Source organism: Lentzea fradiae (assembly GCF_900100955.1).
Taxonomy (GTDB): Bacteria; Actinomycetota; Actinomycetes; order Mycobacteriales; family Pseudonocardiaceae; genus Lentzea; species Lentzea fradiae.
The window spans coordinates 250,838-275,018 of record NZ_FNCC01000008.1 but is presented as its reverse complement, the minus strand read 5'-3'; the positions used below and the strand labels follow the sequence as shown (position 1 = coordinate 275,018).

The 24,181-nt window shown below is 71.5% G+C and carries 21 protein-coding genes; 10 read left to right on the top strand and 11 right to left on the bottom strand.

Annotated features, from left to right (window positions below; all coding sequences use genetic code 11):
- Positions 1-17: 17 nt before the first annotated feature.
- Entirely contained in the window at positions 18-1,214 is a 1,197-nt protein-coding gene (locus BLT23_RS20780) for an acyltransferase family protein (RefSeq protein WP_090051646.1), read from the top strand.
- Here BLT23_RS20780 and BLT23_RS20775 read toward each other — a convergent pair.
- Genes BLT23_RS20775 through BLT23_RS20765 form a run of 3 tightly spaced genes read right to left on the bottom strand, consistent with a single transcriptional unit; the run spans position 1,207 to position 3,760 of the window.
- Positions 1,207-1,680, bottom strand: a complete 474-nt coding sequence (locus tag BLT23_RS20775; protein WP_090051460.1) for a GerMN domain-containing protein — start codon at positions 1,678-1,680, stop codon at positions 1,207-1,209. The two genes, BLT23_RS20780 and BLT23_RS20775, sit on opposite strands and share 8 nt — an antisense overlap.
- Entirely contained in the window at positions 1,677-3,089 is a 1,413-nt protein-coding gene (locus tag BLT23_RS20770; RefSeq protein ID WP_090051459.1) for a sensor histidine kinase, read from the bottom strand. Before BLT23_RS20770 ends, BLT23_RS20775 begins: the two co-directional genes overlap by 4 nt.
- Positions 3,086-3,760 (bottom strand): response regulator transcription factor, encoded by a 675-nt coding sequence (locus tag BLT23_RS20765; protein ID WP_090051458.1) that lies wholly within the window; start codon positions 3,758-3,760, stop codon positions 3,086-3,088. Before BLT23_RS20765 ends, BLT23_RS20770 begins: the two co-directional genes overlap by 4 nt.
- 102 nt (positions 3,761-3,862) lie before the next feature.
- Between BLT23_RS20765 and BLT23_RS20760 the strand changes: the two genes are divergently transcribed.
- Positions 3,863-4,603 carry an SGNH/GDSL hydrolase family protein gene (locus BLT23_RS20760; protein WP_245744071.1) on the top strand — a complete coding sequence of 247 codons (741 nt, stop codon included), beginning with the start codon at positions 3,863-3,865 and terminating at the stop codon, positions 4,601-4,603.
- An 8-nt stretch (positions 4,604-4,611) separates the two neighbouring features.
- Here BLT23_RS20760 and BLT23_RS20755 read toward each other — a convergent pair whose 3' ends face one another.
- On the bottom strand, positions 4,612-4,854 hold the full coding sequence (locus BLT23_RS20755; protein ID WP_090051456.1) for an Atu4866 domain-containing protein: 243 nt from the start codon (positions 4,852-4,854) through the stop codon (positions 4,612-4,614).
- A gap of 152 nt (positions 4,855-5,006) precedes the next feature.
- Between BLT23_RS20755 and BLT23_RS20750 the strand changes: the two genes are divergently transcribed.
- Together BLT23_RS20750 and BLT23_RS20745 are read left to right on the top strand one after the other, a co-directional pair.
- Positions 5,007-5,837: a helix-turn-helix transcriptional regulator gene (locus BLT23_RS20750; protein ID WP_090051455.1), complete on the top strand. Its 831-nt coding sequence runs from the start codon at positions 5,007-5,009 to the stop codon at positions 5,835-5,837.
- Between the two features lie 52 nt (positions 5,838-5,889).
- Positions 5,890-6,387 (top strand): mycothiol transferase, encoded by a 498-nt coding sequence (locus BLT23_RS20745; RefSeq protein ID WP_090051645.1) that lies wholly within the window; start codon positions 5,890-5,892, stop codon positions 6,385-6,387.
- Between the two features lies 1 nt (position 6,388).
- On the opposite strand, the gene BLT23_RS20740 is transcribed toward BLT23_RS20745, so the two are convergent.
- Positions 6,389-8,509, bottom strand: coding sequence for a discoidin domain-containing protein (locus tag BLT23_RS20740; RefSeq protein ID WP_090051454.1), 2,121 nt, complete (start codon positions 8,507-8,509; stop codon positions 6,389-6,391).
- A 184-nt stretch (positions 8,510-8,693) separates the two neighbouring features.
- Between BLT23_RS20740 and BLT23_RS20735 the strand changes: the two genes are divergently transcribed.
- Positions 8,694-9,602: a DUF1996 domain-containing protein gene (locus BLT23_RS20735; RefSeq protein ID WP_090051453.1), complete on the top strand. Its 909-nt coding sequence runs from the start codon at positions 8,694-8,696 to the stop codon at positions 9,600-9,602.
- Between the two features lie 122 nt (positions 9,603-9,724).
- Here BLT23_RS20735 and BLT23_RS20730 read toward each other — a convergent pair whose 3' ends face one another.
- The 6 genes from BLT23_RS20730 to BLT23_RS20705 all read right to left on the bottom strand — a co-directional run bounded on the left by BLT23_RS20730 (position 9,725) and on the right by BLT23_RS20705 (position 18,404).
- Positions 9,725-10,276, bottom strand: coding sequence for a malectin domain-containing carbohydrate-binding protein (locus BLT23_RS20730; protein ID WP_090051452.1), 552 nt, complete (start codon positions 10,274-10,276; stop codon positions 9,725-9,727).
- Between the two features lie 346 nt (positions 10,277-10,622).
- Entirely contained in the window at positions 10,623-11,378 is a 756-nt protein-coding gene (locus tag BLT23_RS20725; RefSeq protein WP_090051451.1) for a substrate-binding domain-containing protein, read from the bottom strand.
- Positions 11,375-13,519, bottom strand: coding sequence for a discoidin domain-containing protein (locus tag BLT23_RS20720; protein WP_245744070.1), 2,145 nt, complete (start codon positions 13,517-13,519; stop codon positions 11,375-11,377). The genes BLT23_RS20725 and BLT23_RS20720 overlap by 4 nt, the downstream gene beginning before the upstream one ends.
- 164 nt (positions 13,520-13,683) lie before the next feature.
- Positions 13,684-14,697, bottom strand: coding sequence for a LacI family DNA-binding transcriptional regulator (locus BLT23_RS20715; RefSeq protein WP_090051644.1), 1,014 nt, complete (start codon positions 14,695-14,697; stop codon positions 13,684-13,686).
- An 8-nt stretch (positions 14,698-14,705) separates the two neighbouring features.
- Positions 14,706-17,117: a glycoside hydrolase family 3 C-terminal domain-containing protein gene (locus BLT23_RS20710; protein WP_090051449.1), complete on the bottom strand. Its 2,412-nt coding sequence runs from the start codon at positions 17,115-17,117 to the stop codon at positions 14,706-14,708.
- A gap of 78 nt (positions 17,118-17,195) precedes the next feature.
- On the bottom strand, positions 17,196-18,404 hold the full coding sequence (locus BLT23_RS20705; RefSeq protein ID WP_090051448.1) for an ROK family protein: 1,209 nt from the start codon (positions 18,402-18,404) through the stop codon (positions 17,196-17,198).
- Positions 18,405-18,602: 198 nt separating this feature from the next.
- Between BLT23_RS20705 and BLT23_RS20700 the strand changes: the two genes are divergently transcribed.
- The 5 genes from BLT23_RS20700 to BLT23_RS20680 are packed head-to-tail and all read left to right on the top strand — an operon-like array spanning position 18,603 to position 24,157.
- Entirely contained in the window at positions 18,603-20,261 is a 1,659-nt protein-coding gene (locus BLT23_RS20700) for an ABC transporter substrate-binding protein (RefSeq protein ID WP_090051447.1), read from the top strand.
- A complete protein-coding gene (locus BLT23_RS42270) occupies positions 20,258-21,289 on the top strand; it encodes an ABC transporter ATP-binding protein (protein WP_090051446.1) in 1,032 nt (343 codons plus the stop codon). The genes BLT23_RS20700 and BLT23_RS42270 overlap by 4 nt, the downstream gene beginning before the upstream one ends.
- Positions 21,286-22,266 carry an ABC transporter permease gene (locus BLT23_RS20690; protein WP_090051445.1) on the top strand — a complete coding sequence of 327 codons (981 nt, stop codon included), beginning with the start codon at positions 21,286-21,288 and terminating at the stop codon, positions 22,264-22,266. Before BLT23_RS42270 ends, BLT23_RS20690 begins: the two co-directional genes overlap by 4 nt.
- Positions 22,266-23,171, top strand: a complete 906-nt coding sequence (locus BLT23_RS20685) for an ABC transporter permease (protein WP_090051444.1) — start codon at positions 22,266-22,268, stop codon at positions 23,169-23,171. The genes BLT23_RS20690 and BLT23_RS20685 overlap by 1 nt, the downstream gene beginning before the upstream one ends.
- Positions 23,168-24,157 carry an ABC transporter ATP-binding protein gene (locus BLT23_RS20680; RefSeq protein WP_090051443.1) on the top strand — a complete coding sequence of 330 codons (990 nt, stop codon included), beginning with the start codon at positions 23,168-23,170 and terminating at the stop codon, positions 24,155-24,157. The genes BLT23_RS20685 and BLT23_RS20680 overlap by 4 nt, the downstream gene beginning before the upstream one ends.
- Positions 24,158-24,181 lie beyond the last annotated feature (24 nt).

Sequence of the window (24,181 nt, the reverse complement as noted above, 5' to 3'; positions counted from 1 at the left end):
GCGGCACGGTGACCGTCATGACCGAACTCCAGTCCGATCAGCGGGTCGCCGGGCACCGCGGGACGCACGTGCCCGCGCTCGACGGCCTGCGCGGCGTCGCGGTGCTCGGCGTCCTGCTGTTCCACGCGGACCTGCTGCCCGGCGGCTTCCTCGGCGTCGACCTCTTCTTCACCCTGTCCGGCTACCTCATCACCGCGTTGCTGCTGCGGGAGGCCGGGCGGACCGGCACCGTGTCGCTGACCGCGTTCTGGGGCAGGCGGGTCCGGCGGCTGCTGCCCGCGCTGCTCACCGTGCTCGTGGTGGTGACGGTCGGGGTGTGGGCGTTCGCGCCGGACGACCTGGTGCGCACGACGCTGGCCGACGGACCGTGGGTGCAGGCGAACCTGGTGAACTGGCACCTGCTCGCCGAGTCGTCGGGCTACTGGGACCGCTTCGGCGCGCACCGGGTGTTCGAGCACCTGTGGAGCATCGCGGTCGAGGAGCAGTTCTACCTGGTGTGGCCGGTGGCCGTGCTGCTGCTGGTGCGCGCGGGCGGCCGGGTCGAGCAGCGGGTCGCCGCGGTCGCCGCGCTGGTCTGCGTCGTCTCGCTGGTGCTGATGGTGCTGCTCGCCGACGCGGGTGACCCGACGAGGGTGTACACGGGGACCGACACGAGGGCGTTCTCCCTGCTGGTGGGAGCCGTGGTGGCGGCACGGCCGGTGCGGACGGCGCTGCTGCGCGCGGTGGGGCGGTCGGTGGGAGCGGTGACCGGGCTGCTCGCCGTCTGCCTGGCCGTCAGCTGGGTGCTCGCGAACGGGGTGGACTCGGTGTGGCTGTTCACCGGCGGTCTCTTCGCGCACTCGGTGTGCGCCGCGGTGCTGGTCGCGCTGACCGCGCAGTCGCCGGACACCGTGGTGGCGAAGGGACTTTCCCGGCCGCCGCTGCGGTGGTGCGGCGAGATCTCCTACAGCCTCTACCTGTGGCACTGGCCGGTCTTCGTGCTGCTGGGCGCCGGTGAGGGCGGGGCGAGGACCGCCGGGGCGTTCGCCCTGTCGATCGGGCTGGCGACGCTGTCGAGGTACCTGGTCGAGGACCCGGTCCGGTTCCGCGCCGGGTGGGCGCGCGGACGGACCGGGCTCGTCGTGTTCGCCGCCGCGATGACCGCTCTGGCGCTGCTGTGGGTGCTGCTGCCGGAACCCGCCGCGCCGGTGGTCGACCTCACCCGGCTCAGCTGATCACCGGGCAGGTCCGCTCCACCTCCGACTCCGGCGTCGGCTGCGTGAAGCGGACCTGCACCTTCGTCGACCGGTCACCGCCGCTCTGCACGTGCACCGCGAGCGTCGTGCAGACGATCTGGTCGATGCCCCGCGGTGTCACCTCGCTCAGAGCGAGCGGCACCACCACCTGGACCAGGCCCGCCTTGGTGACCACGACAACGCGCGGCGTCGTGTCCGAGGTGATCCCCGTGCGCTGGCCCGAGGCCGTGCCGGGGCCGGTGAGCAGCAACGACAGCGCCTCGGACACCGAGCCGAGGCGTTCGGTCTCCCGGAAGGACGGGCGCAACCCGCCCGCGTCGTCGAGGAAGTAGAGCGTCACGCCGGGGGCGACACCGGTCGGTGCCTCGCCGTGCTCGGTGACCCCGGAGGGCCGCACACCGCACCCCGCGACGACCAGCAGGAGCAGCGCCGTCAGCAGTCTCACCCGTCCCCCTCCCCCGGCAGCCGCAGCAGGAACCGCGCCCCGCCGGACGGCCGGTTGGCCGCGGTGATGTCGCCGCCGTGCAGGCGGGCGTTCTCCAGCGCTATCGCGAGCCCCAGCCCGCTGCCGGGCGTACGGGTGCGCGCGGCGTCGGCCTTGTAGAAGCGGTCGAAGACGTGCGGCAGCACGCGTTCCGGGATGCCGGGGCCGTGGTCGGCGACCTCGATCCGCACCTCGTGCCCGGTCCCGGTGACGGTGACGCGGACCGGTGGCGCGCCGTGCCGCAGCGCGTTGCCGACCAGGTTCGCCACCACCACGTCGAGCCGCCGCCGGTCCAGCCGCGCGACCAGCGCGGGCGGCGTGCGCAGCTCGACCCGGCCGAGCCACGACCGCGCCCGCAGGCACTGCCGCACCGCGGTGGGCACGTCCACGTCCTCCAGCCGCAGCTCGGCGGTGCCCGCGTCGAACCGCGACACCTCCATCAGGTCCTCGACCAGCGTCACCAGCCGCTGGGTCTCGGTGATCGCGAGCCGCGCCGACTCGCGCGCGTCCGGTTCCATCCGGTCCGCGGTCATCGACAGCACCTCGACCACGGCGGTCAGCGTGCTCAACGGCGTGCGCAGCTCGTGCGACACGTCCGCGGCGAACCTCCTGGCGTCGGCCTGCATCCGCCGCATCGCCGCCATCGACGACTGCACCGACCCGGCCATCTCGTTGACCGTCGCGGTCAGCTCGGCGAGCTCGTCCGACCCGCGTGGCCGCGACCGCGCGTCCAGGTCGCCCGCGGCCAGCCTGCGCGCGGTGTCGCGCAGGTCCCGCACCGGGCGCAGCACGCTCGACGCCGCCAGCAGCGCGAGCAGCACCGCCAGCGGCAGCGCCAGCGCGGCGGTGAGGGCCGCGCTCCTGGTCATGCCGGCGATCTCGGTGCCGACCGGGGTGAGGTCGCGGGCGACGTAGACCTCGATGCCGGACGGGGTGCGCGTGCCGTCGACCGCGGTGATCATCACCGGGGTGCCGATCAGCAGCCACGGCCGGTCGCCGTCGTCGATCCGCTGGGAGACGAGCCGCCCGCCGGTCCGCACGGCCTCGCGCAGCGCGTCCGTGGTCAGGTCGGCGCCGTCCGCCGCGCGCAGGTCGCGGTAGGTCACCACGGCGTTCGGGCTCACGGCGGTGCGCAGCAGCTCCAGCGCGTCCTGGCCGGGCGGGTAGGTGAGGCCCGGCGTGACCGCGGCGATCTGGCTGGTCACCGTCTCGGTGAGCCTGCGCTGGGCCGAGTCGACCAGTGCCGCGCTCGCCGACCCCGCACCGGACCAGGCCGCCGCGGCGGCGCCGAGCACGGTGACCGCGACGAACGCGGCCAGCAGCCGGGGCCGCAGTCCCGCGCGCCAGCGCCGTCCGGCGGGCCGGCTCACAGGGGCCCGAACCGGTACCCGAACCCGCGCACGGTCTGCACGTACCCCGGGTTCCCCGCGTCGTCCTCGATCTTCGCCCGCAGCCGCTGCACGCAGTTGTCGACGAGCCGGGAGTCGCCGAGGTAGTCGTGCTCCCACACCTCCTGCAACAGCTGCTCGCGGCTGAACACCCGGCCGGGCGACCGCGTGAGCGTCAGCAGCAGCCGCAGCTCCGTCGGGGTCAGCGACACCTGTTCGCCGCGCAGCCACACGGTGAGGCCGGTCGTGTCGACGCGCAGGTCGCCGTGCGTCCGCACGCCCTCGCCCGGCCCGGCGGCGCGGCGCAGCACGGCCCGGATGCGCGCGTCCAGCACGGTCGGCCGCGCGGGCTTCACCACGTAGTCGTCCGCGCCCGCCGCGAGACCGGCGACCACGTCGAAGTCGTCGCCGCGGGCCGTCAGCATGATCACCGGGGTGTCGCCGGTGGCGCGGATCCGGCGGCACACCTCGAAACCGTCCACACCGGGCAGCATCAGGTCGAGCACCACCAGGTCCGGAGTGGACGAACGCAACGCCGCCAGCCCGTCCTCACCGGTCGCGGCGGTGCCCACGGCGTGGCCCAGCCTGGTCAGCGCGAGCTCGAGTCCTCTGCGCACCAGCGGGTCGTCCTCGACGAGCAGAATCGCGGCCACCGCACCAGTATGGCCAGCCGCGCACCCGGCGGCCCCGGTCTGCGACAGAACCGGGACACAACGGCGGAGCCGTCACGACGCACGCCCGGCACCGTCGTCGGCATGACCAAGTCACGCACTCTCGCACTGGGCCTGGCCGCGGCCCTGTTCACCGCGGCCTGCTCCACCGCACCGGCCACCACCACTCCGGCTCAGCAGCAGCCCCTGGGCAAGGTGCTCTTCGGCGGTGACTCCATCGCGGCGGGCGAGGCGCTCCCCCTGCGGGCCGCGTTCGAGGCGAGCGGCGTCGAGTTCCAGTCGATCGCCTCCGAGGGCGGCGGCAACGTCGTGGGCCCGTTCTCCGAGGAGAACTGGCCGAAGATCGCCGAGCACGTCCGCTCCGCCCGGCCCGCGGTCGTCGTCCACCAGCTCACCACCTACGACTGGGGTGCGGAGGACGAGCAGCGCGCCGGCTACCGGCGGCTCCTCCAGGAGGTGACCGGGGCCGGTGCTCAGCTGGTGCTCGTCACCGCGCCGCCGATCCGGCCCGACGAGTTCTACGCGCCGCACATGGCCGAGCTGGAACGCGTGCCGTCCGTCGTGAAGGCGATGGCCGACGCCTCGTCCGGTCAAGCCGTCCTGCTCGACGCGAGTGCCGTGTGGGGCACGTCCTACCAGCAGCAGCGCGACGGCAAGGCCGACCGCAGCGCCGACGGCATCCACACCTGCCCGCAGGGCGCGGCCCGCTTCACCCAGTGGCTGCTCACCGAGCTGAAGAAGCTGCACCCCGGTTTCTCCCCGGCAGAGCCGGAGAAGTGGGCCAACAGCGGCTGGTCCGCCGACCGGCACTTCGCCGGCTGCTGAATGTCCTTTCAGGACTCCCGGTACAGCACCAGGTGCTCGTGGTACAGGACTCCGTCGCGGATGTCGCCGGTCGCGGTGAAACCGGTGTCGTCGACGTAGTCGATGTGCGAGCCGGTCACGGTGTAACCGCCCGTGTAAGCGCTCTTGCGGTTGCCGCGGGCCTCGTCGTACCGGCCGTCTGCGCGCAGCTCCTGGCGGATGTGGCCGTCCTCGGTGACCCACATGCCCACCACGTCCACGTTGTCGCTCATGGGTTTCCTCATCTCCGGTCGTGTGGTCCGCCTCGATCCTGCGAGCAGTGGGACGAGGTAGCCAGGCCGCGGCCAACCAGGGTGTGACGCACCCAGGAAACGGCTCCCGCGCCGACCTACGCTGGCCAGGACCGAGCACGGAGGAGGCCGGGATGACGGACGAGAACGCGCTGGGACGGTTCCTGCGGTCACGGCGCGAGGAGCTGGCACCTCACGACGTCGACCTGCCCACGACGGGCAGGCGGCGGGTGCCGGGGCTGCGCCGCGAGGAGGTGGCGGTGCTGGCCGGGCTGAGCACCGACTACTACACGCGCATCGAACGCGGCCGCGAGTGCCGCCCGTCCGGCCAGGTCGTCGAGGCGCTCAGCCGGGCGCTCGGCCTGCGCGACGACGAGCTGCGGCACCTGTACCGGCTCGCGGGCCTCGACCCGGCGGCCGGCGTCGGCACGACGTCCCGCACGGTCGCGCCCGAGCTGCGGCGGCTGATGAACCGGTGGGACGACTGCCCGGCGCTGGTCGTCGACCGCGCGCTGGACGTGCTGGCGCGCAACGACCTCGCCACCGCGCTGCACTCCGGCTTCACCCTCGGCGACAACCTGGTGCGCATGACGTTCCTGGACCCGTTCGGGCGGCGGTTCTTCACCGACTGGGACCGCGTCGCCGGGGAGACGGTCGGTCACCTGCGGCTGGCGACCGGGCACCAGCCCGGCCACCCGCGGCTGCGGGACCTGGTCGCCGAGGCGAGCGCGGGCAGCGCGCGCTTCCGCGAGCTGTGGGAACGGCACCGGGTCGTCGCCAAGACGCGCAAGGACAAGCGTTTCACCCACCCGTCCGTCGGCGACCTCGACCTGACGTACGAGACGTTCGACGTGACGTCCTCACCGGGCCAGCAGCTCGTCGTCTACCAGGCGATGCCCGGCAGCCCCAGCGAGGACGGCCTGCGGCTGCTCGGCAGCCTGGCCGCCACCGGGGCACGCCGCTGAGGCGCGGTGTGCACGTCCGCGCCGTAGCGGGTACCCGGTGCGCATGAGTGAGATCAGCGCAACGGACGTCCTGCTCGACGGGTTCGGCCGCGTCGAGCAGACGGTGGCCGAGCTGCTCGACGGCTTGACCCCCGACCAGCTCGCCCACCGCGTCCACGGGGCGGGCAACTCCATCGGCTGGCTCGTCTGGCACCTCACCCGCGTGCAGGACGACCACGTGGCCGACCTCGCGGGCACCAGCCAGGTCTGGACGGAGGGCTGGTCGAAGCGGTTCGGGCTGCCGCTGCCCGAGGAGGACACCGGCTACGGTCACGACTCCGGGCAGGTCGCCTCGGTCGAGACCACCGCGGAGCTGCTGCTCGGCTACCACCAGGCCGTGCACGCCCGCACCGCCGACTACCTGCGCTCGGTGAAACCCGCGGACCTCGCCGAGGTGGTCGACGAGGCGTGGGACCCGCCGGTCACCCGCGCGGTGCGGCTGGTCAGCGTGCTGGAGGACGACCTCCAGCACGCCGGCCAGGCCGCGTTCGTGCGCGGCCTGCTGACCTGAGTCAGCGCCGGTAGACGCCGAGCTCGTAGAGCGAGTAGCCCCAGCCGGTGCCGCGCTCGGTGGCGTGCAACCGGACGTAGCGGCCGGTGGCCGTCACGTCGATCGAGTCCACGCCGCCGTTGCCGGTGGTCGTGCCGTAGACGGAACGCCAGTTCGTGCCGTCGTCGGACACCTGGATCTCGTAGGCCCGGCCGTACGCGCCTTCCCACACCAGCTGCACGTGCTGGAAGGTCGTGACGGCGCCGAGGTCGACGCGGAGCCACTGCGGGTCGGACCAGTCGGTCGCCCACCGCGTGGCGGCGTTGCCGTCGACGGCGTTGGACGGCGGGAACGGCGCTCCGTCGCCCACCTGCTGGTACGACGAGGCCGTGACCGGCTTGCCCTGGGCGATGTTCGTGCCGGCGGGCTGCGGGGCGACGACGCGGACGGACTTCGTCTCGATGCCGATGTTGCCGCGGCCGTCCTCGGCCATCACGTAGACCTTCCACACCCCGAGCCGGTCGGGAGCGGTGACGGTGAGGCGGTTGCCACCGACCTGGACGGGCGCGTCGGCGAGGCCACCGCTGTTGTCGATGTACTTGCTGTTGAAGGCGGCCGACCAGGTGATGGCGTCACCGTCCGGATCGGACGCGGCGACGTCGATGGTCAGCGGGGCACCGGCGGCGACGGTCTGCGGCAGGTTCATCGCCGAGATGACGGGCGGGGTGTTGGCCGGGGTGGCGCCGCCGAACGCGCGCTGCACCGAGTAGAACGAGAGCCGCTTCTTGCCCGCCGGGGTCAGGTTGAACCACACCGCGCCGAAGTCGTACTCGGTGCCGTAGTGGAACAACGTGCCGCCGAACGAGACACCGCGGTGGCCGGTGATGCAGTTCCACGCCTCGGTGTAGCCGTCGCGCTTCTCGACGTCGGTCGGCTCGTCGGGAACACCGTTGGCGTCGTCGGGAACCTCCCACTCACCGGCGGGCCCTGCCTCGGTGAGGATGTACGGCTTGGTGTAGCCGCCGTTGATCCAGTCCTGGCGGACCTGGCAGACGTTGCCGTAGGAGTTGACCGAGTACAGGTCGAGGTCGGGCGTGTGGGCCTTGAGGTACGCCCACGCACCGGTCCACGCGTCGGTGTTGGTCACCGGGTGGTTGGTGTCGATCGCGTGGATGGCCCGGGACGCCTCGTTGACGTACTGGGCGTAGGCGACACGCTGGTTCTCCAGCTCCGTGCCGGAGTAGCAGTTCTGCAGGCCGAGGATGGACTCGTTGCCGACGTTCCACATCAGCACGCCGGGGTGGTCCTTGTACTCGGTGACCCACTGCCGGATCTGCCCGAGCATGTCCGCCTTGTACTGCCCGTCGGTGACGTAGTTGACGCAGCCGCCGGAACCGGGACCACCGCCGGGTTGCAGCCAGAAGCCGTTGATGACGCGCAACCCGTTGGCAGCGGCGGCGTCGAGCAGCGGGCGGGTGGTGGCGTCGGTGCCCCACGTGCGCAGGGTGTTGACGCCCATCGACCTCAGCTCGGGCATGTACCTCGCGGCATCGGCGGCGGGCGGGCCCCAGGTGAGACCCTTCACCGTCCACGGCTGGCCGTCCACGGTGAGCTGCCAGTCGCCCTGCGACCCGGTCACGTGCACACCGGAGCCGGGCTGCGGGTTCGTCCCGCCCTGCTCGCCGAAGACCCGGAACTCCCACAGGGAGACGCCGTAGCCGTTGGCGCGCTGGGTGGCGTGGACGCGGACGTAGCGGCCGGTGCCGGAGACGTCGAAGCCCTGACGGCCGCCCGTGCCACCGGTCACCGAGCGGATCGTCCGCCACGCGGTGCCGTCACCGGAGACCTGGACGTCGAACGAGGTCGCGAACGCCGTCTCCCAGTCGAGCTCGACCCTGGTCAGCGTCGCTGTCGAGCCGAGGTCGACGCGCAGCCACTGCGGGTCGCTCCACGCACTCGACCAGCGGGTGCCGGGGTCGCCGTCGACGGCGGCCGAGGCCGGGGTTCCGTCGTTCTCCACCGACGAGGCGGCGACGGGTTTGCCTTGGGAGAGCAGCGAGGGCGCGGCGCTGACCGTGCCCGGTGCGGCTGCGAGTCCCACGAGCACGGCGAGCACCGTGCCGATCGAGCGGAGGCGGAACATTGCGTCTCCTGCAGGGGTGTGGGGGAACGAGATGCGGGAGAGCGCTCTCACAACCCTGGCCGCAAATGTTACGAACACACATCCGCGATGTCAACGAACCCCTTGACACTCCCCGCCGACGGCGGGACTCTTCTTGGGAGAGCGCTCTCCCAGCCGGTGACCCCACGTCGGCAGGAGGACACAGTTGTCCAGGAAACTCACCTCGCTGGCCGTCGCGGCCGGCCTCGTCGCCGCCGCGTTCGCGGTGGCGACCCACTCGGCCCAGGCCGACGACTACGTCAGCCACCACGAGTTCCAAGCGAACTGCTCCTTCACCGCGGACCGCCCGGACGACCCGATCGTCTTCCCCGGCCTTCCGGGCGCGTCGCACCTGCACACGTTCCTCGGCAACGACTCCACGAACGCGAGCAGCACCAACGACTCGCTCAAGGCGGGCAGCACCAACTGCAAGACCCCCGACGACAAGTCCGCCTACTGGTTCCCGTCCGTGCTGAACGGCGACGAGGTCGTGCGGCCGATCGGCGACCAGGTCATCTACTACAAGTCGGGAATCCTGAGGTACCAGGACGTCGTGCCGTTCCCGCCGGGCATCCGGTTCGTCGTCGGCAGCCCCACGGCGACGCAGGACGAGTTCCGCACCTCCCCCGGCGCCGTCGAGGGCTGGGAGTGCGGTGACAGCTTCCACAACTGGGACATCCCGGCCCACTGCGCGCCCGGCAGCCAGCTCAACGTCCGCTACCAGGCACCGTCCTGCTGGAACGGCCGCGACCTCGACTCCGCCGACCACAAGTCCCACATGGCCTACCCGGACCGGGCGACGCTGGTGTGCCCGCCGTCGCACCCGGTCGCGGTGCCCATGATCGAGTTCAAGATGGCGTTCCCGGTGTCCGGTGACATGTCCCGCGTCCGGCTGTCCAGCGGCCGCGGCTTCACCTGGCACTACGACTTCATGAACGCCTGGGACGCGCCCACCCAGGCCGCGCTCGTCGGCCACTGCATCAACGGCGGCCTGCAGTGCGACCCGCGCGGCTACGACCAGTACAAGCCCCACCGGGGCGCCGCGCTCGGACCGGACTACCGGCTCCCCAGGTAGTCGCCGGACGGAAGAACACCCCCGGGACGTGTCCCGGGGGTGTTCTTCCGTCAGCGGGAACGAGTGCGGGGCGCCGGTCTCGTGGACCTGGCGCCCCGCCTCCAGCCTGCGCGCGGGGATGGCTACGCGGCAGGCACGATCACCAGGGCGTTGATCTGCGGCTGGTCGACCGCGCCGCGCAGGAAGTCGACGCGCACCTTGCCGTCGGCGTCGGCGGTGACCGGGATGTCCTTCTCCACGCCGAAGGCCGTCTGCGGGCCGTCCGCGCCGGCGGCGACCGCGGTGCCGATGATGTCGAAGTCGCTCAGCACGCGGGTGCCGTTGACGTCGACGTCGAAGACCCGCTGGCCGGGGCGGGAGAAGTACCAGTCGAGGAAGTACAGGCGCAGCTCGTACGAGGCACCCGCGGTCAGGCCGGTGAGCTCGTAGGACGACTCCAGGTACCGGGAGGTGTACCAGATCTCGGGGTCGATCCTGTTCTTCACCGTGCGGCTGAAGACCACGTTCGAGCGCTTGTCGGCCGGCTTGGTGTCCACCAGGCCGCCGACGCCGATGTCACCCGCACCGCCGGCGTCCACGACCACGGGGTCGGCCGCGAGCGAGGTCTGCGCCGTGCCGAGCAGCAGAGCGGCCGCCGCCGCGCCCGCCGTGATCATCCGAATGAATTTGCGCATGCGAGAAGTAGCACCACCTTGGTTGTTCTCAACGGGGGTGCGCCCGACCGGGAAAGCGTTCTCCCAGCCGTGCGCGGATCGGCGCCGGCAGGCGCCGAACTCGTTCGGGGAAAGCGGTGCACACGCGGCTGCGACCGCACCCGGCACACCTGTGCGGGTGCCAGGGGCGCGGGAGCCGCGGTGCAGGTCTAGTGAAGGCGGGACATGACGTCTCCTGCGGAGGACGAGGGGTGTTCCGAGCTGCCTGAGAGCGCTCTCCCAGCCCTGGTGGCGATGCTATGAAGCAAGACAAATGGATGTCAAACGTCCGTCTCGACAGGCTGAACACCCTGGGACATACACAGCACTAGCGCGCCGGCGGACGGGGTGCCGCCAGCGTCGTCCCCCCGACGAACTCGCACTCCACCAGCACCTGCGGTGCGCGTTGCGGCAAACGGGCGAGCAGGTGCACCGCCCTCCGGCCGGTCTCCCACCTCGGCACCCGCACCCCCGTGATCCCCTGCGGGTCGTGCTCCGATGTGTCGAGCGTCATCACCGAGAGGTCGCCCGGCACCGACAGGTTCCGGCGCCGTGCCGCGGCGATGAGCCCGGCCGCGTCGTCGGGGTGTTCCGCTATGACGGCCGTCACGCCGAGGCGCAGCACCTGGTCGAGCCAGACGGCGGGAGCGTGCCGGCCGTGCACGCCGAACTCCGCCACAGCGGCACGGAAGGCGTGCAGGCGTTCCACCGACGCCGCCCCGCTCGGCATTCCGATGTAGACGATCTGGCGGTGGCCGAGAGCCGCGGTGCGCGCGACGAGGTCGCGCACGCCCGCGGCGTAGTCGACGTCCACGCACGGGACGCTCGTTCCCACGACCTCACGCCTGCCGATCGACACGAACGGGATCGCGTGCTCGATCAGCGTGGTGAGGTCGTGCTCGTCGGCCGTGCGGTCCAGCAGGACGCAGCCGCTCAACGGCACGTCCCTGCTCTGGACGAAGTCGAGGTCGGCGCACAGGAGCAGGCCGCTGCCCGCCCGGTGCGCCGCGTGCCCGATGCCCGCCAGAGCGGGCGTGCTCTCGCCGGGAAGGGTGTCCCGGGAGAGCACGCCGATCAGGCTCACGGATAGTTCACCAGGTAACGGACCTGGTTGGCCTGGTCCGCGACACCGCCGGTGCCGTTGATGACGTTGGCGATCGTGCCCACGCCGCCGAGCGACACGGTGACCAGGTGCGTGAACCGCACTCCCGGCCGGTTCGGCGCCTCGAAGCCGTTGTCCGTCACGATGCTCGGGTCCGCCTGGTTGAAGGCGTACACGCCGACGCCGAACGCCTCGTGCGTGGTGACCTGGTCCGCGACCTTGTAGCCCGCCCAGCCGCGCTGTGAGCCGTTCATCCACGCGGCCTGGTTCGGCGGGTCGTACGGCAGCTCGTTCTGGTACAGGAAGACTTTGCCGCCGTTGCCGTTCCACACCAGGTTGTGCTGTTGGTAGTGCTCGACGAACAGGCCGTACGCCACCACGTCGTCGCCGTTGACGACCACGCCGTTGCGGCCGGGGTTCGCCGTCCAGCTCACGCCCTCGCCGTGGTCGGCCCGCCACACCCAGGTGTGGTCGATGATGGTGTCGCTGCTGTTGACCCGCATGCTGACCGTCGCCTTGCCCGCCTGGGAGCCGCCGACGCGCAGGTACACGTCGTGCAGCGAGGTCGGGTTCGCCGAGTGGTCGTTCGCGCCGCCGTCACCGATCTCCAGCAGCACCGGGGAGTTCTGGACCCCGGCGTCGACGAGGAACCCCGCCAGCCGCACACCGTCCACATCGGACGTCGTGAGCGCGGCCTTGCCGGTGGTCGGCGTGAGGGTCGCGAGGCCGAGCCCGAGCACGACGGTGTTCGGGCGGGTCACCCGGATCGTGTCGTCGAGCTGGTGGATGCCCGGCGTGAGCAGGAGGTGCTTGCCCTGCGCCAGGGCGGCGTTGATGGTGGCCGCCGGGGTGCCGGGCTTGACGACGTAGAAGTCCGCGAGGGAGACCGACGAACCGGGGTTGCCGTTCTCCCAGCTGGTGCCGCGGGAGTCGCGGCGCAGCGCGGGCAGGAAGACCCGGTACTCACCGGAGCCGTCCAGGTAGAGGTACGGCTTCTCGCGGGTGACCGGCGAGGTGTCGACGGTCGTGTGCGACGGGTCCGGGAAGTGGTCAGCTGGCGCGCCCTGCGTGCCGGCGAACACCATGTTCCACACCGATCCCGCCCAGCCGTCCACCAGGTTGCTGTTGCGGGTGAGGAACTGCTGCTGCGAACCGGAGATGACGGTGCCGTCGATCTTGCTGTCCACGATCAGGCCGCCGCTGGCCCAGCCGTCGTAGCCGTTCCACAGGTGCGCCTGGCCGCGCAGGTGCATCCTGCGGTACGCGGTGGCCTGCGAGACCGCCCAGCGCTCGACCTGGTTCGCGGGCAGCGTCACCGACAGGTTCTCCGCGCCGCGCCAGAAGTTCTGGGTCGCGTTGCCGAGGTTGTTCGGGTCGTCGCCCTGCTGCAGCCAGTCGGCCTCGACCCGGATGTGGCCGTTGACGTTCACGTCGTCCGGCATCAGGCCGAGACCCGCGACCTGGGTGTAGAAGCGCAGGTTGACGTCGGCGTTGTAGGTACCGGGCTTGAACAGCACGGCATAGCGCTGCGGACCGAACTGGTTCGTCTTCATCTGCGCGGAGATGGCGTCGAAGCGAGCCTGCATGTCCGCCTGGGACGACTCGGGGCCGTAGACGAACACGTTGGGGCCGAAGTCGGGGTTGCGCGGGTCGGTCGGGGTGACGCCCGGCGTGCTGGTCGTCGTGGTGAAGACTCCCAGCTCCCACAACGAGTAGCCCCAGCCGGTGGCGCGCTGGGTGCCCAGCACGCGCACGTAGCGGCCGGTGCCGGAGACGTCGAGCGACTGCGTGCCGCCCGCGCTCGTCGTGGTCGAGTAGACGTCGCTCCACGAGCCGTCGGTGGCGCTGTCGGACACCTGGACCTGGAACGCCTTGCCGTGCGCGGACTCCCAGCTCAGAAAGACGCGGCAGACCTCCTGGGTGGAGCCGAGGTCGACCTGGACCCACTGGGGGTCGGAGAACTGCGACGACCACCTGGTGCCCGCGTCGCCGTCCACGGCGGCGGAAGCAGGGGTGCCGCCGTTCTCGGTCGACGAGGCCGTGGCCGGTTTGCCGAGCGCGACGTTGGTGGCGCCGCAGTCCGCGGCGCCCGCGGAGGTGGTGGTGATGCTTGCGGTGGTCACGAGACACAGAGCAGCGGCCGCCAGGGCAGCCGACCTGGACAGGGGAGAGCTCATGATCCTGCCTACACCTTTGGGGCCGAGTGAGCCCGAACGGTGGCGTCCGTGGCACCGGACGCCGGGAGAGCGCTCTCCCGTAGATTAACGCGTGGTGTCACCCAGGTCAATCATGCCGAGGCCCTGACGACCAGCTCCGGTTCGAAGATGACCGACCGCGGCGGTTCCTCGGGATCGTCGAGTGCCGTGACCAGCACCTCGGCCATCTTCGCCGCCATCAGCTCCACCGGCTGCCGGATGGTCGTGAGCGCGGGACGGCAGGCCAGCGCGGGCGCGCTGTCGTCGAAACCGACGACGGCGACGTCGCCGGGAACCCGTTTCCCCTGTGCCAGCAACACTTCCACGGCTCCCTGAGCCATCAGGTCGTTCGCCGCGAAGACACCGTCCACGTCGGGGTGCTCGTCGAGCAGGCGGAGCATCGCCGCCGAGCCGCTCGCCGCGGTGAAGCCGCCCTCGACCGCGGGGACGTACGGAAAACCGTTGCGCGCCATGGCTTCGCGGAACCCGGTGAGCCTGTCTTGACTGGCGTGGACGTCCAACGGCCCCGAGATGGTGGCGACGCGGGTGCGCCCGATCTCCACGAACCGCGCCGCCGCGAGCCTTCCCCCGCCCTGGTGGTCGAGGTCGACGTAGCTCACCGGCATCGGGTCGCCCGGTCGCGCGAAGAGCACCGTCGGCACGCGGGCTTTGAGCAGCCGCGCGGGCAAGGTCTCGGCGGCGTGCGTGGTGACCAGGAGCGCGCCGTCCGCGCTCCCCTGGCGCAGGAACTCCACGACCTCCACCCTGGCCCGGTCGGTGTCGGCGAGCATCAGCACCGGGTGCACGCCGCGGGTGCGCAGGAAGTCGACGACACCGGCCGTGATCCGGCCGAAGAACGGGTCCACGAACACGTCGGACCCGCCACCGGCACCGGAGATGACCAGCGCCACCGTCCCGGTCCGCCGGGTGACGAGCGAGCGGGCCGCGTGGTTGGGGATGTACCCGGTCCGCGCGATCGCGTCGCGCACCGTCTCCTGGATGCGCGGGTCGACGTTGCGGGTGCCGTTCACGACGCGGGAGACGGTCGCCCTGGAGACCCCGGCGAGCCTGGCGACGTCCTCCAGCGTGGGCGTGGACCTGATCATGATCCGTCTCACCACGGGCGGAGGGCCGCGGTCAGCGTCAAGGGCGTGTGACCGGCGTGTGGTCCGACCAGGACCGTGAACGCGCCCGGCTCGACCGCCCACCCGCCGTCCCAGTGGCCGATGGCCCGTTGCGGCACCCGCACGAGCGCCTCCACCGCCTCACCCGGCCCGGCGGTGACGGCCGCGAAGCCCGCCAGCCAGCGCGCCGGCCTGGTGACGGCGCTGTCCGGCCGGCTGAGGTAGACCTGCACGACCTCCCGCCCCGGACGCCGCCCGGTGTTGCGCACCCGGACGCGGACCACGTCGCGCTCGACGCGTGCTTCCTCGTAGTCCCAGGTGGTGTAGCCGAGTCCGTGGCCGAACCAGTACGCGGGCGCGGCGTCGTTCACGGCCCACGCCCGGTACCCGATGTCGAGCCCTTCGCGGTACGGCAGCTCCCTGTGCACCGGAAGGAAGTCCGGCACCGGCACGTCGGTCTCCTCGCGCGGCCACGTCGTGGGCAGCCGCCCGCCGGGTTCGCGGTCGCCGAACAGCACGTCCGCGAGCCCGGTGCCGCCCTCCTGGCCGGGGAACCAGGTGAGCAGCACGGCCGCGGCCTCCTCGCGCCACGGCATCAGCACCGGGCCGCCGGAGTTGACCACGACGACGGTGTTCGGGTTCGCCGCGCACACCGCGCCGACCAGCGCGTCCTGCTTCCCCGGCAACGCCAGCGTGAACCGGTCCCTGCCTTCGCTCTCGATCGCGTCCGTGGTGCTGACGACCACGATCGCGACGTCGCTGCGTTCCGCGGCGGCGACGGCGGCGGCGAACGCCTCTCCCGCCGGCCTGCGCGGTGGGTCCGCGGCCAGCATCGAGGCCATGCCGCTGTCCTCGGCCAGCTCGCGCCGGGCCACCAGCTCGACCTCGTCGCCTTCGGTGAGCGCGACCTCGACCTCGTGGTGCGGCGGGCGGAGGTGCTTCACGGCGGGGTCGTCGGTGTCGACGGGCTGCACGACGTCGAGGACCCGCTCCCCGCCGACGTCCAGCGTCAGCCTGCCGTACCCGGCGACCGCGAACCGCCACCGGCCGGTCTCGGTGACGCTCAGCGCCGCGCTGATCTCCAGCGTCGCCGCCCCCGGCACCTCCGCGGTCTCCAGAATGCGGCCGGTCAGGCGGTGCTCGCGGAACAGCACCGCGTCGTCCGCGCCGAGCACGCGGACCAGCACGGGAGCGGCGACCGGGGTGGGCCGCTCGTCGATCACCGGGCCGGGCTCGGTGACGACCTCCGCCCGCACGGACAGGACGTCGTGGAGGGAGTTCTCCGCGGCCGGGTAGAGCCCGCTGCTGCCACCGCCCTGGACGCGGGGAGCGATGGCGCCGGGACCGATGAGGGCGATGCGCGTGGTGGACGGAAGCGGCAGGACCCCGTTGTTGCGCAACAGAACCGTGCTCGCGGCGACCGCTTCGCGAAGCAGCGCGAGGTCGGCGGCGGACGCCTCCCCCGCACTGGCGACGGCAGACGCACCCGCGGCGACCGGCTCCTCCGCGCCCGCGGCGGTGGGAGCGCTCTCGGAGCCCGTCCCCTCCAGCGCCCCCACCCGCGCGGCCAGCCGGAGCAGCCGGAGCACCTTGTCGTCGACCAGGCTCTCCGGCACCTCCCCCGCCTCGACCGCCGCCACCAGCCGCTCGCCCCACGGACCCCACGGCCCCGGCATCGCGAGGTCCTGGCCGGACAGCGCCGACTCGGCGGTGGTCCGCACCGCGCCCCAGTCCGACACGACGAGGCCGTCGAAGCCCCACTCGTCCTTCAACGGCGTGGTGAGCAACGGGTTCTCCGACATCGGGTGGCCGTTCACGCCGTTGTAGGCCGACATCACGGCCCACGCGCCCGCCTCCACTGCCGCCTCGAACGGGGCCAGGTACAGCTCGCGCAGGGTCCGCTCGTCCACCCGCACGTCGTGGGTGAGGCGGTCGGTCTCGGTCTCGTTGGCGACGAAGTGCTTCGGGGTCGCCGCGACACCACCGGCCTGCACCCCGCGCACGTACGCGACGCCGAGACGGGCGGTGAGCAGCGGGTCTTCGGAGAAGCACTCGAAGTGGCGGCCGCCGTAGGGGGTCCGGTGCAGGTTCAGCACGGGGGCGAGCAGCACGTCCACGCCCTTGCGGCGCGACTCGGCGGCGAGCAGGCCGCCGAGCCTGCCGACGAGGTCCTCGTCCCAGGTCGCGCCGAGGGCCGACGGCGACGGCAGCGCCAGCGACGTGCGGCGCTCGTCCCAGCCGGGACCGCGCACGCCCGCCGGGCCGTCGGAGAACGTCAGGGCGCGCAGCCCGACGGCCGGTTCGGCGTGGCTGCGCCAGACCGATCCCCCCGCCAGCAGTCGCACCTTGGCGTTCAGGTCGAGCTTGCCGACCAGGCGGGCCAGCTCGTGGGCGTCGTGCACCGAGAACCTCCTTGGAGAGCGCTCTCCAAAGAGTCGGGGGTCAACGACATCGGTGTCAATGCGGCGGAAGGGCCCTTCTCACCCGGCCCGCCGCGCGGAACGGGGGTCCGCACCCGTCTCCAGCAGGGCCGCGACCGGCAACGTCGCCGCTCCGACCGCCACCGCGTCCGGTCCCGTCCTGCCCAGCTCGATGCGGACCTGTGCGTACGGATGGCGCAACGCGTGCTCGGCCGTCGCGGCGACGATGCGGTCGAGCTGCCGCGCGCCGAGCGCGAGCCCCGCCCAGCCGCCGAGGACGACGCGCTCGGGGTTGAACAGGTTCACCAGGTTGGCGATCCCGGCGCCCAGGTAGCCCACCGACTCCTCGACCACCCGGCGGGCCGCGGCCGACCGCGACGTGAGCAGCTCCTCCAGCGCGGACACCTGGTCGGGCGCGGAGCTCCCGTCGCGCGCCGCCTCCCGGTAACGGCCGAGCATGGCCTCGGCACCGGCGTACGCCTCCAGGCATCCGCGCACGCCGCACCGGCAGCGCCGGCCGCCGTAGACGATCGTGGTGTGACCCCACTCCCCCGCGTTGCTCGTCGCGCCCCGGTGCATCACGCCGCCGGTCACCACCGCGACGCCGACACCCGAGCCGACCAGCACGATCACCGCGTGCCGCGCCCCCCGACCGGCGCCGAACCACATCTCGGCCTGCCCCTGGGTCTTCGCGCCGTTCTCGACGAACAGCGGCGGCTCGACGCCCGCCTCCCGGATCATCCGCTCCAGCGGGACGGCGTCCCAGCCGATGGTCTGCGCGTGCACGACGGCGGAGGTCCCCCGCTCGACCGTGCCCGGCACCCCCACGCCGACGCCGAGCACCGACGACGCGGGCACACCGCTCGCGGACAGCACCTGCGCGACCCCGGCCGCGACCAGCTCGCTGACCGGCCCCGGGCGCACCGCGGCCACCGGCAGATCCACAGTGGACAGACGGGTCATGGCGAGGTCGAACAGCTCGACCTTGATCCCCGTCTCCCCGACGTCGACCCCGACGACGTGCCCGAACACCGGGTTGACGCGCAGCAGCACGCGGGGCCTGCCGCCGTCGGACTCGACCGAGCCCGCCTCCGTCAGCAGACCCTCGTCCAGCAGCTCGCCGGTGATCGTGCTGGCGGTCGCGGCGCTGAGCCCGGTGCTCGCGCTGAGCTGCAGACGGCTCAGCGGGCCGTCGAGGAAGAGGGCGGTGAGGAGGACGGATCGGTTCTGCCGGCGGAGGTCCCGCACAGTCGCACGAGCACGCACCATGAGCGCCGAGGTTAGTTCGCGCCTAAAAATAAGCCTCGGGTCGTGACCTCTTCGTTATTGACTTGACCACGAGAACGGGCGTCTACTCTACGGCGACCAGAGGGCCACCCCCGGCCCCACCCGCGATGGCACGCGCGGTCACCACCTCACAGCGCTCACTTGCTTCTTCCTGCTTTCGTTGGAGAACAAGGAGTTCCCATGAGACTGAGGCGTGTTTGCGCTGCCGTCACCGCGACCGCCCTGGCGTTCACCGGTGCCTGTTCGGCCACGAACCCCGGCAGTGCCGGCAACTCCGCCGGCGTGCTGAACGTGGGCATGCCGAACGGGCCGCAAACGGAGAACAACAACCCGTTCCTCAACTCGTCGGCGTCCTCGTCGCTGGGCTACCGACGGCTGCTCTTCGAACCGCTCGCCATGGTCAACGAGGTCAAGGTGACCGACGAGCCGAAGCCGTGGCTCGCCACCAAGTTCACCTGGTCGGAGAACTTCCACAAGCTCTCCCTGACCATCCGGGACGGTGTCACGTGGTCCGACGGCAAACCATTAACGGCTGAGGACGTCGCGTACACCTTCGAGCTGCTGAAGAACAACCCCGGCCTGAACATCGAGGGCGTGCCGTACCAGGACATCTCCTTCTCCGGCAACGAGGTCACCGTCGGCTTCCCGAAGTCGCAGTACGTCAACCAGAAGAAGATCCTCGAACAGTTCGTCGTGCCCAAGCACCAGTGGTCGACGTTCTCGAACCCCAGCACCGAGACGCTCAAGAACCCGGTCGGCAGCGGCCCGTACACGCTGAAGTCGTTCACGCCGCAAGCCGTGACGCTGTCGGTCAGGGACCAGTACTGGCAGGAGCTCCCGAAGGTCAAGGAGCTGCGCTACACCTCCTACAGCGACAACAACGCGCAGACGAACGCGCTCGCGACCGGCGCGGCCGAGTGGAGCTTCACCTTCATCCCGAACTACCAGGCCGCCTACACGAGCAAGGACCCGCAGAACCACAAGCTGTGGTTCCCGCCGGTGCTCGGCGTGCACGGCCTGTGGTTCAACACCAAGACCAAGCCGTGGGACGACCCGGCGCTGCGCCGCGCGGCGAACATGGTGGTGAACCGCGACGACATCTTCATGCAGGGCGAGGCCGGCTACTTCTACCCGAAGGTCGACAACATCACCGGCATCCCGACGCCCGCCGGTGACGCGTTCATCGCACCGGAGTTCAAGGACAAGAAGGTCACCGTCGACGTCGAGGGCGCGAAGAAGGCGCTGACCGAGGCCGGGTACAGCTTCGACGGCGACAAGCTCAAGGGCAAGGACGGCCAGCCCGTCACGATCGAGCTGACGGTGCCCACCGGCTGGTCGGACTACGTCACCGACCTGGAGATCATCAAGGACAACTTCGCCAAGATCGGCATCGCGGCGACGGTGAACCTGCAGAACGCCGACTCGTGGACCAAGGCGCTCGACACCGGTGACTTCGGCGCCGCCATGCACTGGACCAACAACGGGCTGACGCTCTACGACATCTACCAGTCCATCATGGACGGCGCGCTGTACAAGCCGATCGGCGAGGCCGGTGTGAACGGCAACTACGGCCGGTACGAGAACCCGGCCGCCACCAAGGCGCTCGACGAGTTCGCGAACGCCGCCGACGAGTCCGTGCGCACCGCCGCGTTGCAGGAGCTGCAGCGGATCTTCGTGCAGGACATGCCGGTCATCATCACCTCGGCGGCCAACGGCGGTGGCCAGTACAGCACCAAGAACTGGGTCGGCTGGCCGAGCGAGCAGGACCAGTACGCGCCGGTGCAGCCGACGCTGGAGAACGCGCTCGACATCGTCCTGAAGCTGCGGCCCGCCTCGTGACGGCCGAGGTAGCGCCCGCGGTCTCCGGCACGGTCTCCACCGAGATCGTGCTGGAGGCCGACGGCCTCACCAAGCACTTCCCCGTGCGGGCGGCGCTGTCGCGCGAGAAGAAGGCCGTGCGGGCGGTCGAGAACGTCTCGCTGCGGCTGCGCAGGGGCAGCGTCACGGCGCTGGTGGGCGAGTCGGGCTCGGGCAAGTCGACGGTCGCGCGGCTGCTCGCCCAGCTGTACCCGCTGACGTCCGGCGAGATCCGGCTGCACGGCGAGCCCGTCGCCGTGCAGCGCGGCTGGGGCAGGGGCAGGCGGTTCCGGGCGTACTGCCGCCGGGTCCAAATGATCTTCCAGGACCCGTTCGCGTCGCTCAACCCGGTGCACACCATCCGCTACCACCTCACCAGGGCTCTTTCCATCCACGGCAACCGCGGCGACGACCTGGAGAAGTCGCTGGCGGACCTGCTGTCCCGCGTGCACCTGACGCCCGCGGACCGCTACCTCGACCGGTACCCGCACGAGCTGTCCGGCGGGCAGCGGCAGCGCGTGGCGATCGCACGGGCGCTGGCCGCGAGCCCCGAGGTGCTGCTCGCCGACGAGCCGGTGTCCATGCTCGACGTCTCGATCCGGCTCGGTGTGCTGAACCTGTTGCGGGACTTGAAGGAACGGCTGCACCTGTCGATCCTCTACATCACGCACGACATCGCGTCCGCGCGGTACTTCGCCGACGAGACGGTGGTGATGTACGCGGGCCAGGTCGTCGAGGGCGGCGACAGCGAGACCGTCACGCAACGCCCGGCGCACCCGTACACGCAGCTGCTGATCGAGTCGGCGCCGGACCCCGACCGCCCGGCGGTGGAGGAGAAGGACGGCGGCGCGGGTGAGCCGCCGAGCCTGATCGACCCGCCCGCCGGGTGCCGGTTCCACCCGCGCTGCCCGTTCGCGATGGACGTCTGCCGCACCGAGCTGCCGCCGCGCTTCGAGCTCGGCGACGGGCACTTCGCGGCGTGCTGGCTGTACCGGGAGGACGCGTCGTGAGCTACCTCCTCAAGCGGTTCGGCTTCTACCTGCTCACCGCGTGGGCGGCGGTGACGATCAACTTCTTCGTGCCGAGGATGATCCCCGGCGACCCGGTGCAGGCGCTGATCACCAAGCAGCGCGGGCAGATGACGAGCGAGTCCGTGCGGTCGCTGTACGTCCTGTTCGGGCTGGACAAGGACGAGAGCCTGGCGAGCCAGTACTTCTCCTACCTCGGCCAGCTGCTGCGCGGCGACCTCGGGCTGTCGTTCACGTTCTTCCCGACGCCCGTGGCGGAGGTGATCGGCGACGGTCTGCCGTGGACGGTCGGCCTGGTCGGCATCACCACGGTCATCGGGTTCCTGCTCGGCACCGCGGCGGGTGCCGTGGTGGGCTGGCGGCGGGGCACGTGGGCGGACTCGCTGATCCCCGTCACGACGTTCGTCTCGTCGATCCCGTACTTCTGGCTCGGCCTGGTGGCGATCGCGCTGCTCACCGGTCCCGGCAGCTTCTTCCCCGCCTCCGGCGCCTACGCGATCGGCCTGGTGCCGAACTGGGACTGGCAGTTCATCGGCAGCACGGTGCAGCACGCGCTGCTGCCCGCGTTCACGATCCTGGTGTCGTCGGTGAGCGGCTGGATCCTCAGCATGCGCAACATGATGGTGACCGTGTCGTCGGACGACTACGTCACCGTCGCGCACGCCAAGGGCCTGCCCGAACGGCGCGTGATGCTCGCCTACGCCGCCCGCAACGCGTTGCTGCCCAACGTGTCCGGCTTCGCGCTGGCGCTCGGGTTCATCGTCGGCGGCACCCTGCTGGTGGAGATCGTGTTCTCCTACCCCGGTCTCGGCCTGCAGCTGTTCCAGGCGGTCGGCGCGAAGGACTACCCGTTGCTGCAAGGCATCTTCCTCATCATCACGCTGTCCGTGCTGCTGGCGAACCTCCTCGCGGACGTCGCCTACCTCGCGCTGGACCCGCGCACCCGCAGGGAGGGCTGATGCGCACCAACCCCAAGGCGCTCACCGGGCTGGTGGCGCTGGGATTCTTCGCGCTGATGGCGGTCGTCGGCCCGTGGCTCGCGCCGTTCGACCCGTCTGAACGCAGCAGCGCGCTGTTGCAGCCGCCGTCGGCGGAGCACTGGTTCGGCACCACTCACCTGGGCCAGGACATCTTCAGCCAGGTGCTCGCCGGCACCCGCAGCGTCGTGCTGGTCGGCGCGATCGCCGGCGTCGTCGCGACCGTGCTGTCGGTGCTGGTCGGCGTCACCGCCGGCTACCTCAGCGGGTCGGCGGGCGAGGGCCTTTCCGCGCTGTCGAACGTGTTCCTGGTGATCCCGGCGCTGCCGTTGATCGTCATCATCACGTCCTCGCTGCCCGAGACGAGCAACCTGACGATCGCGCTGGTGATCGGCCTGACGTCGTGGGCGTGGAACGCACGGGTGCTGCGGGCGCAGACGTTGTCGTTGCGCAGGCGCGACTACGTGGAGGCGGCACGGGCGAACGGCGAGTCGGCCTGGCGGATCATCCTGTTCGAGATCATGCCGAACCTGACGGCCGTCATCGCGTCCGGCTTCGTCGGCACCGTGCTGTTCGCGGTGGTCTCGGAGATCACGCTGGCGTTCATCGGCGTGTCCGACGCGGGCGGCTGGAACTGGGGCACGGTCCTGTACTGGGCCCAGTCGCAGCAGGCCCTCGCGCAGGGCGCGTGGTGGTGGTTCGTGCCGGCCGGTCTCGCGATCGCGTTGCTCGGCACGGCGTTGTCGCTGGTGAACTTCGGCATCGACGAGTACGTCAACCCTCGGCTGCGCAACCGCTTCTCGATGCCGGGTGTGCGGATGCGCGTCGGCTTCACCCCCGTGCTCCCCCAGGACCCGAAGCTCGCGCAGAAGCTGGAGACGTCATGAAGGAACGCATTCTCGAGGTGCGGGGGCTGAACGTCGACTACGGCGCCGGTCCCGGCTCGGTGCGCGCGGTGCGCGACGTCGACCTGACCCTGCACCGCGGCGAGGTGCTGGGTCTCGCCGGGGAGTCGGGCAGCGGGAAGTCGACGCTGGCCTACGGCATGACCCGGCTGCTGCCCCCGCCGGGTGTGGTGGCGAGCGGCGAGGTGCTCTACCACCTCCAGGACGGCACGACCGTCGACCTGCTGCGCATCCGCGACGCGGAGCTGCGGCGGCTGCGGTGGTCGGAGATCGCCATCGTGTTCCAGGGCGCGATCAACTCGCTGAACCCGGTGCAGCGGATCTCGACCCAGCTGGTGGACGTGATCAAGGCGCACTCGCCGAAGACGTCGCCGCGCGCCCGCCAGGACCGCGCCCGCGAGCTGCTGGAGCTGGTCGGCATCGCGGCCGACCGGCTGCACAGCTACCCGCACCAGCTCTCCGGCGGGATGCGGCAGCGGGTGATGATCGCGATGGCGCTCGCGCTCGACCCGCGGGTGGTGGTCATGGACGAGCCGACCACCGCGCTGGACGTGGTGGTGCAGCGGCAGATCCTGCGCACGCTCGTGGACCTGCGCGAGCGCCTGGGGTTCTCGGTCGTGTTCATCACGCACGACCTGTCGCTGCTGGTCGAGTTCTCGGACCGGATCGCGATCATGTACGCGGGCCAGGTCGTGGAGGAGGCGGCGTCGGCCGACCTCTACCGCTCTCCCCTGCACCCCTACAGCGACGGCCTGCTGCGGTCGTTCCCCGCGCTGAAGGGCGAAAAACGGGAGCTGACGGGCATCCCGGGCTCGCCGCCGGACCTCCGGTCCATGCCTGCCGGGTGCGCGTTCCACCCGCGCTGCCCGCGCGCCCTGGACGTCTGCGGCGACCGCGTGCCGCTGCTGGGGCAGAGCAGGGACGGCCGCTCGGTCGCCTGCTGGCTGCACCCCGTCGCGGTCGGCTGACCGAACGGGTCCGCGCCCGTCCCG

Bases quoted from the DNA above. Each gene is read 5' to 3' on its own strand.
- BLT23_RS20760 (WP_245744071.1), top strand. From the start codon at position 3,863: ATGACCAAGTCACGCACTCTCGCACTGGGCCTGGCCGCGGCCCTGTTC.
- BLT23_RS20750 (WP_090051455.1), top strand. From the start codon at position 5,007: ATGACGGACGAGAACGCGCTGGGACGGTTCCTGCGGTCACGGCGCGAG.
- BLT23_RS20680 (WP_090051443.1), top strand. From the start codon at position 23,168: ATGAAGGAACGCATTCTCGAGGTGCGGGGGCTGAACGTCGACTACGGC.
- BLT23_RS20705 (WP_090051448.1), bottom strand. From the start codon at position 18,404: ATGGTGCGTGCTCGTGCGACTGTGCGGGACCTCCGCCGGCAGAACCGA.
- BLT23_RS20755 (WP_090051456.1), bottom strand. From the start codon at position 4,854: ATGAGCGACAACGTGGACGTGGTGGGCATGTGGGTCACCGAGGACGGC.
- BLT23_RS20740 (WP_090051454.1), bottom strand. From the start codon at position 8,509: ATGTTCCGCCTCCGCTCGATCGGCACGGTGCTCGCCGTGCTCGTGGGA.
- BLT23_RS20700 (WP_090051447.1), top strand. From the start codon at position 18,603: ATGAGACTGAGGCGTGTTTGCGCTGCCGTCACCGCGACCGCCCTGGCG.
- BLT23_RS20685 (WP_090051444.1), top strand. From the start codon at position 22,266: ATGCGCACCAACCCCAAGGCGCTCACCGGGCTGGTGGCGCTGGGATTC.
- BLT23_RS20715 (WP_090051644.1), bottom strand. From the start codon at position 14,697: ATGATCAGGTCCACGCCCACGCTGGAGGACGTCGCCAGGCTCGCCGGG.
- BLT23_RS20780 (WP_090051646.1), top strand. From the start codon at position 18: ATGACCGAACTCCAGTCCGATCAGCGGGTCGCCGGGCACCGCGGGACG.
- BLT23_RS20730 (WP_090051452.1), bottom strand. From the start codon at position 10,276: ATGCGCAAATTCATTCGGATGATCACGGCGGGCGCGGCGGCGGCCGCT.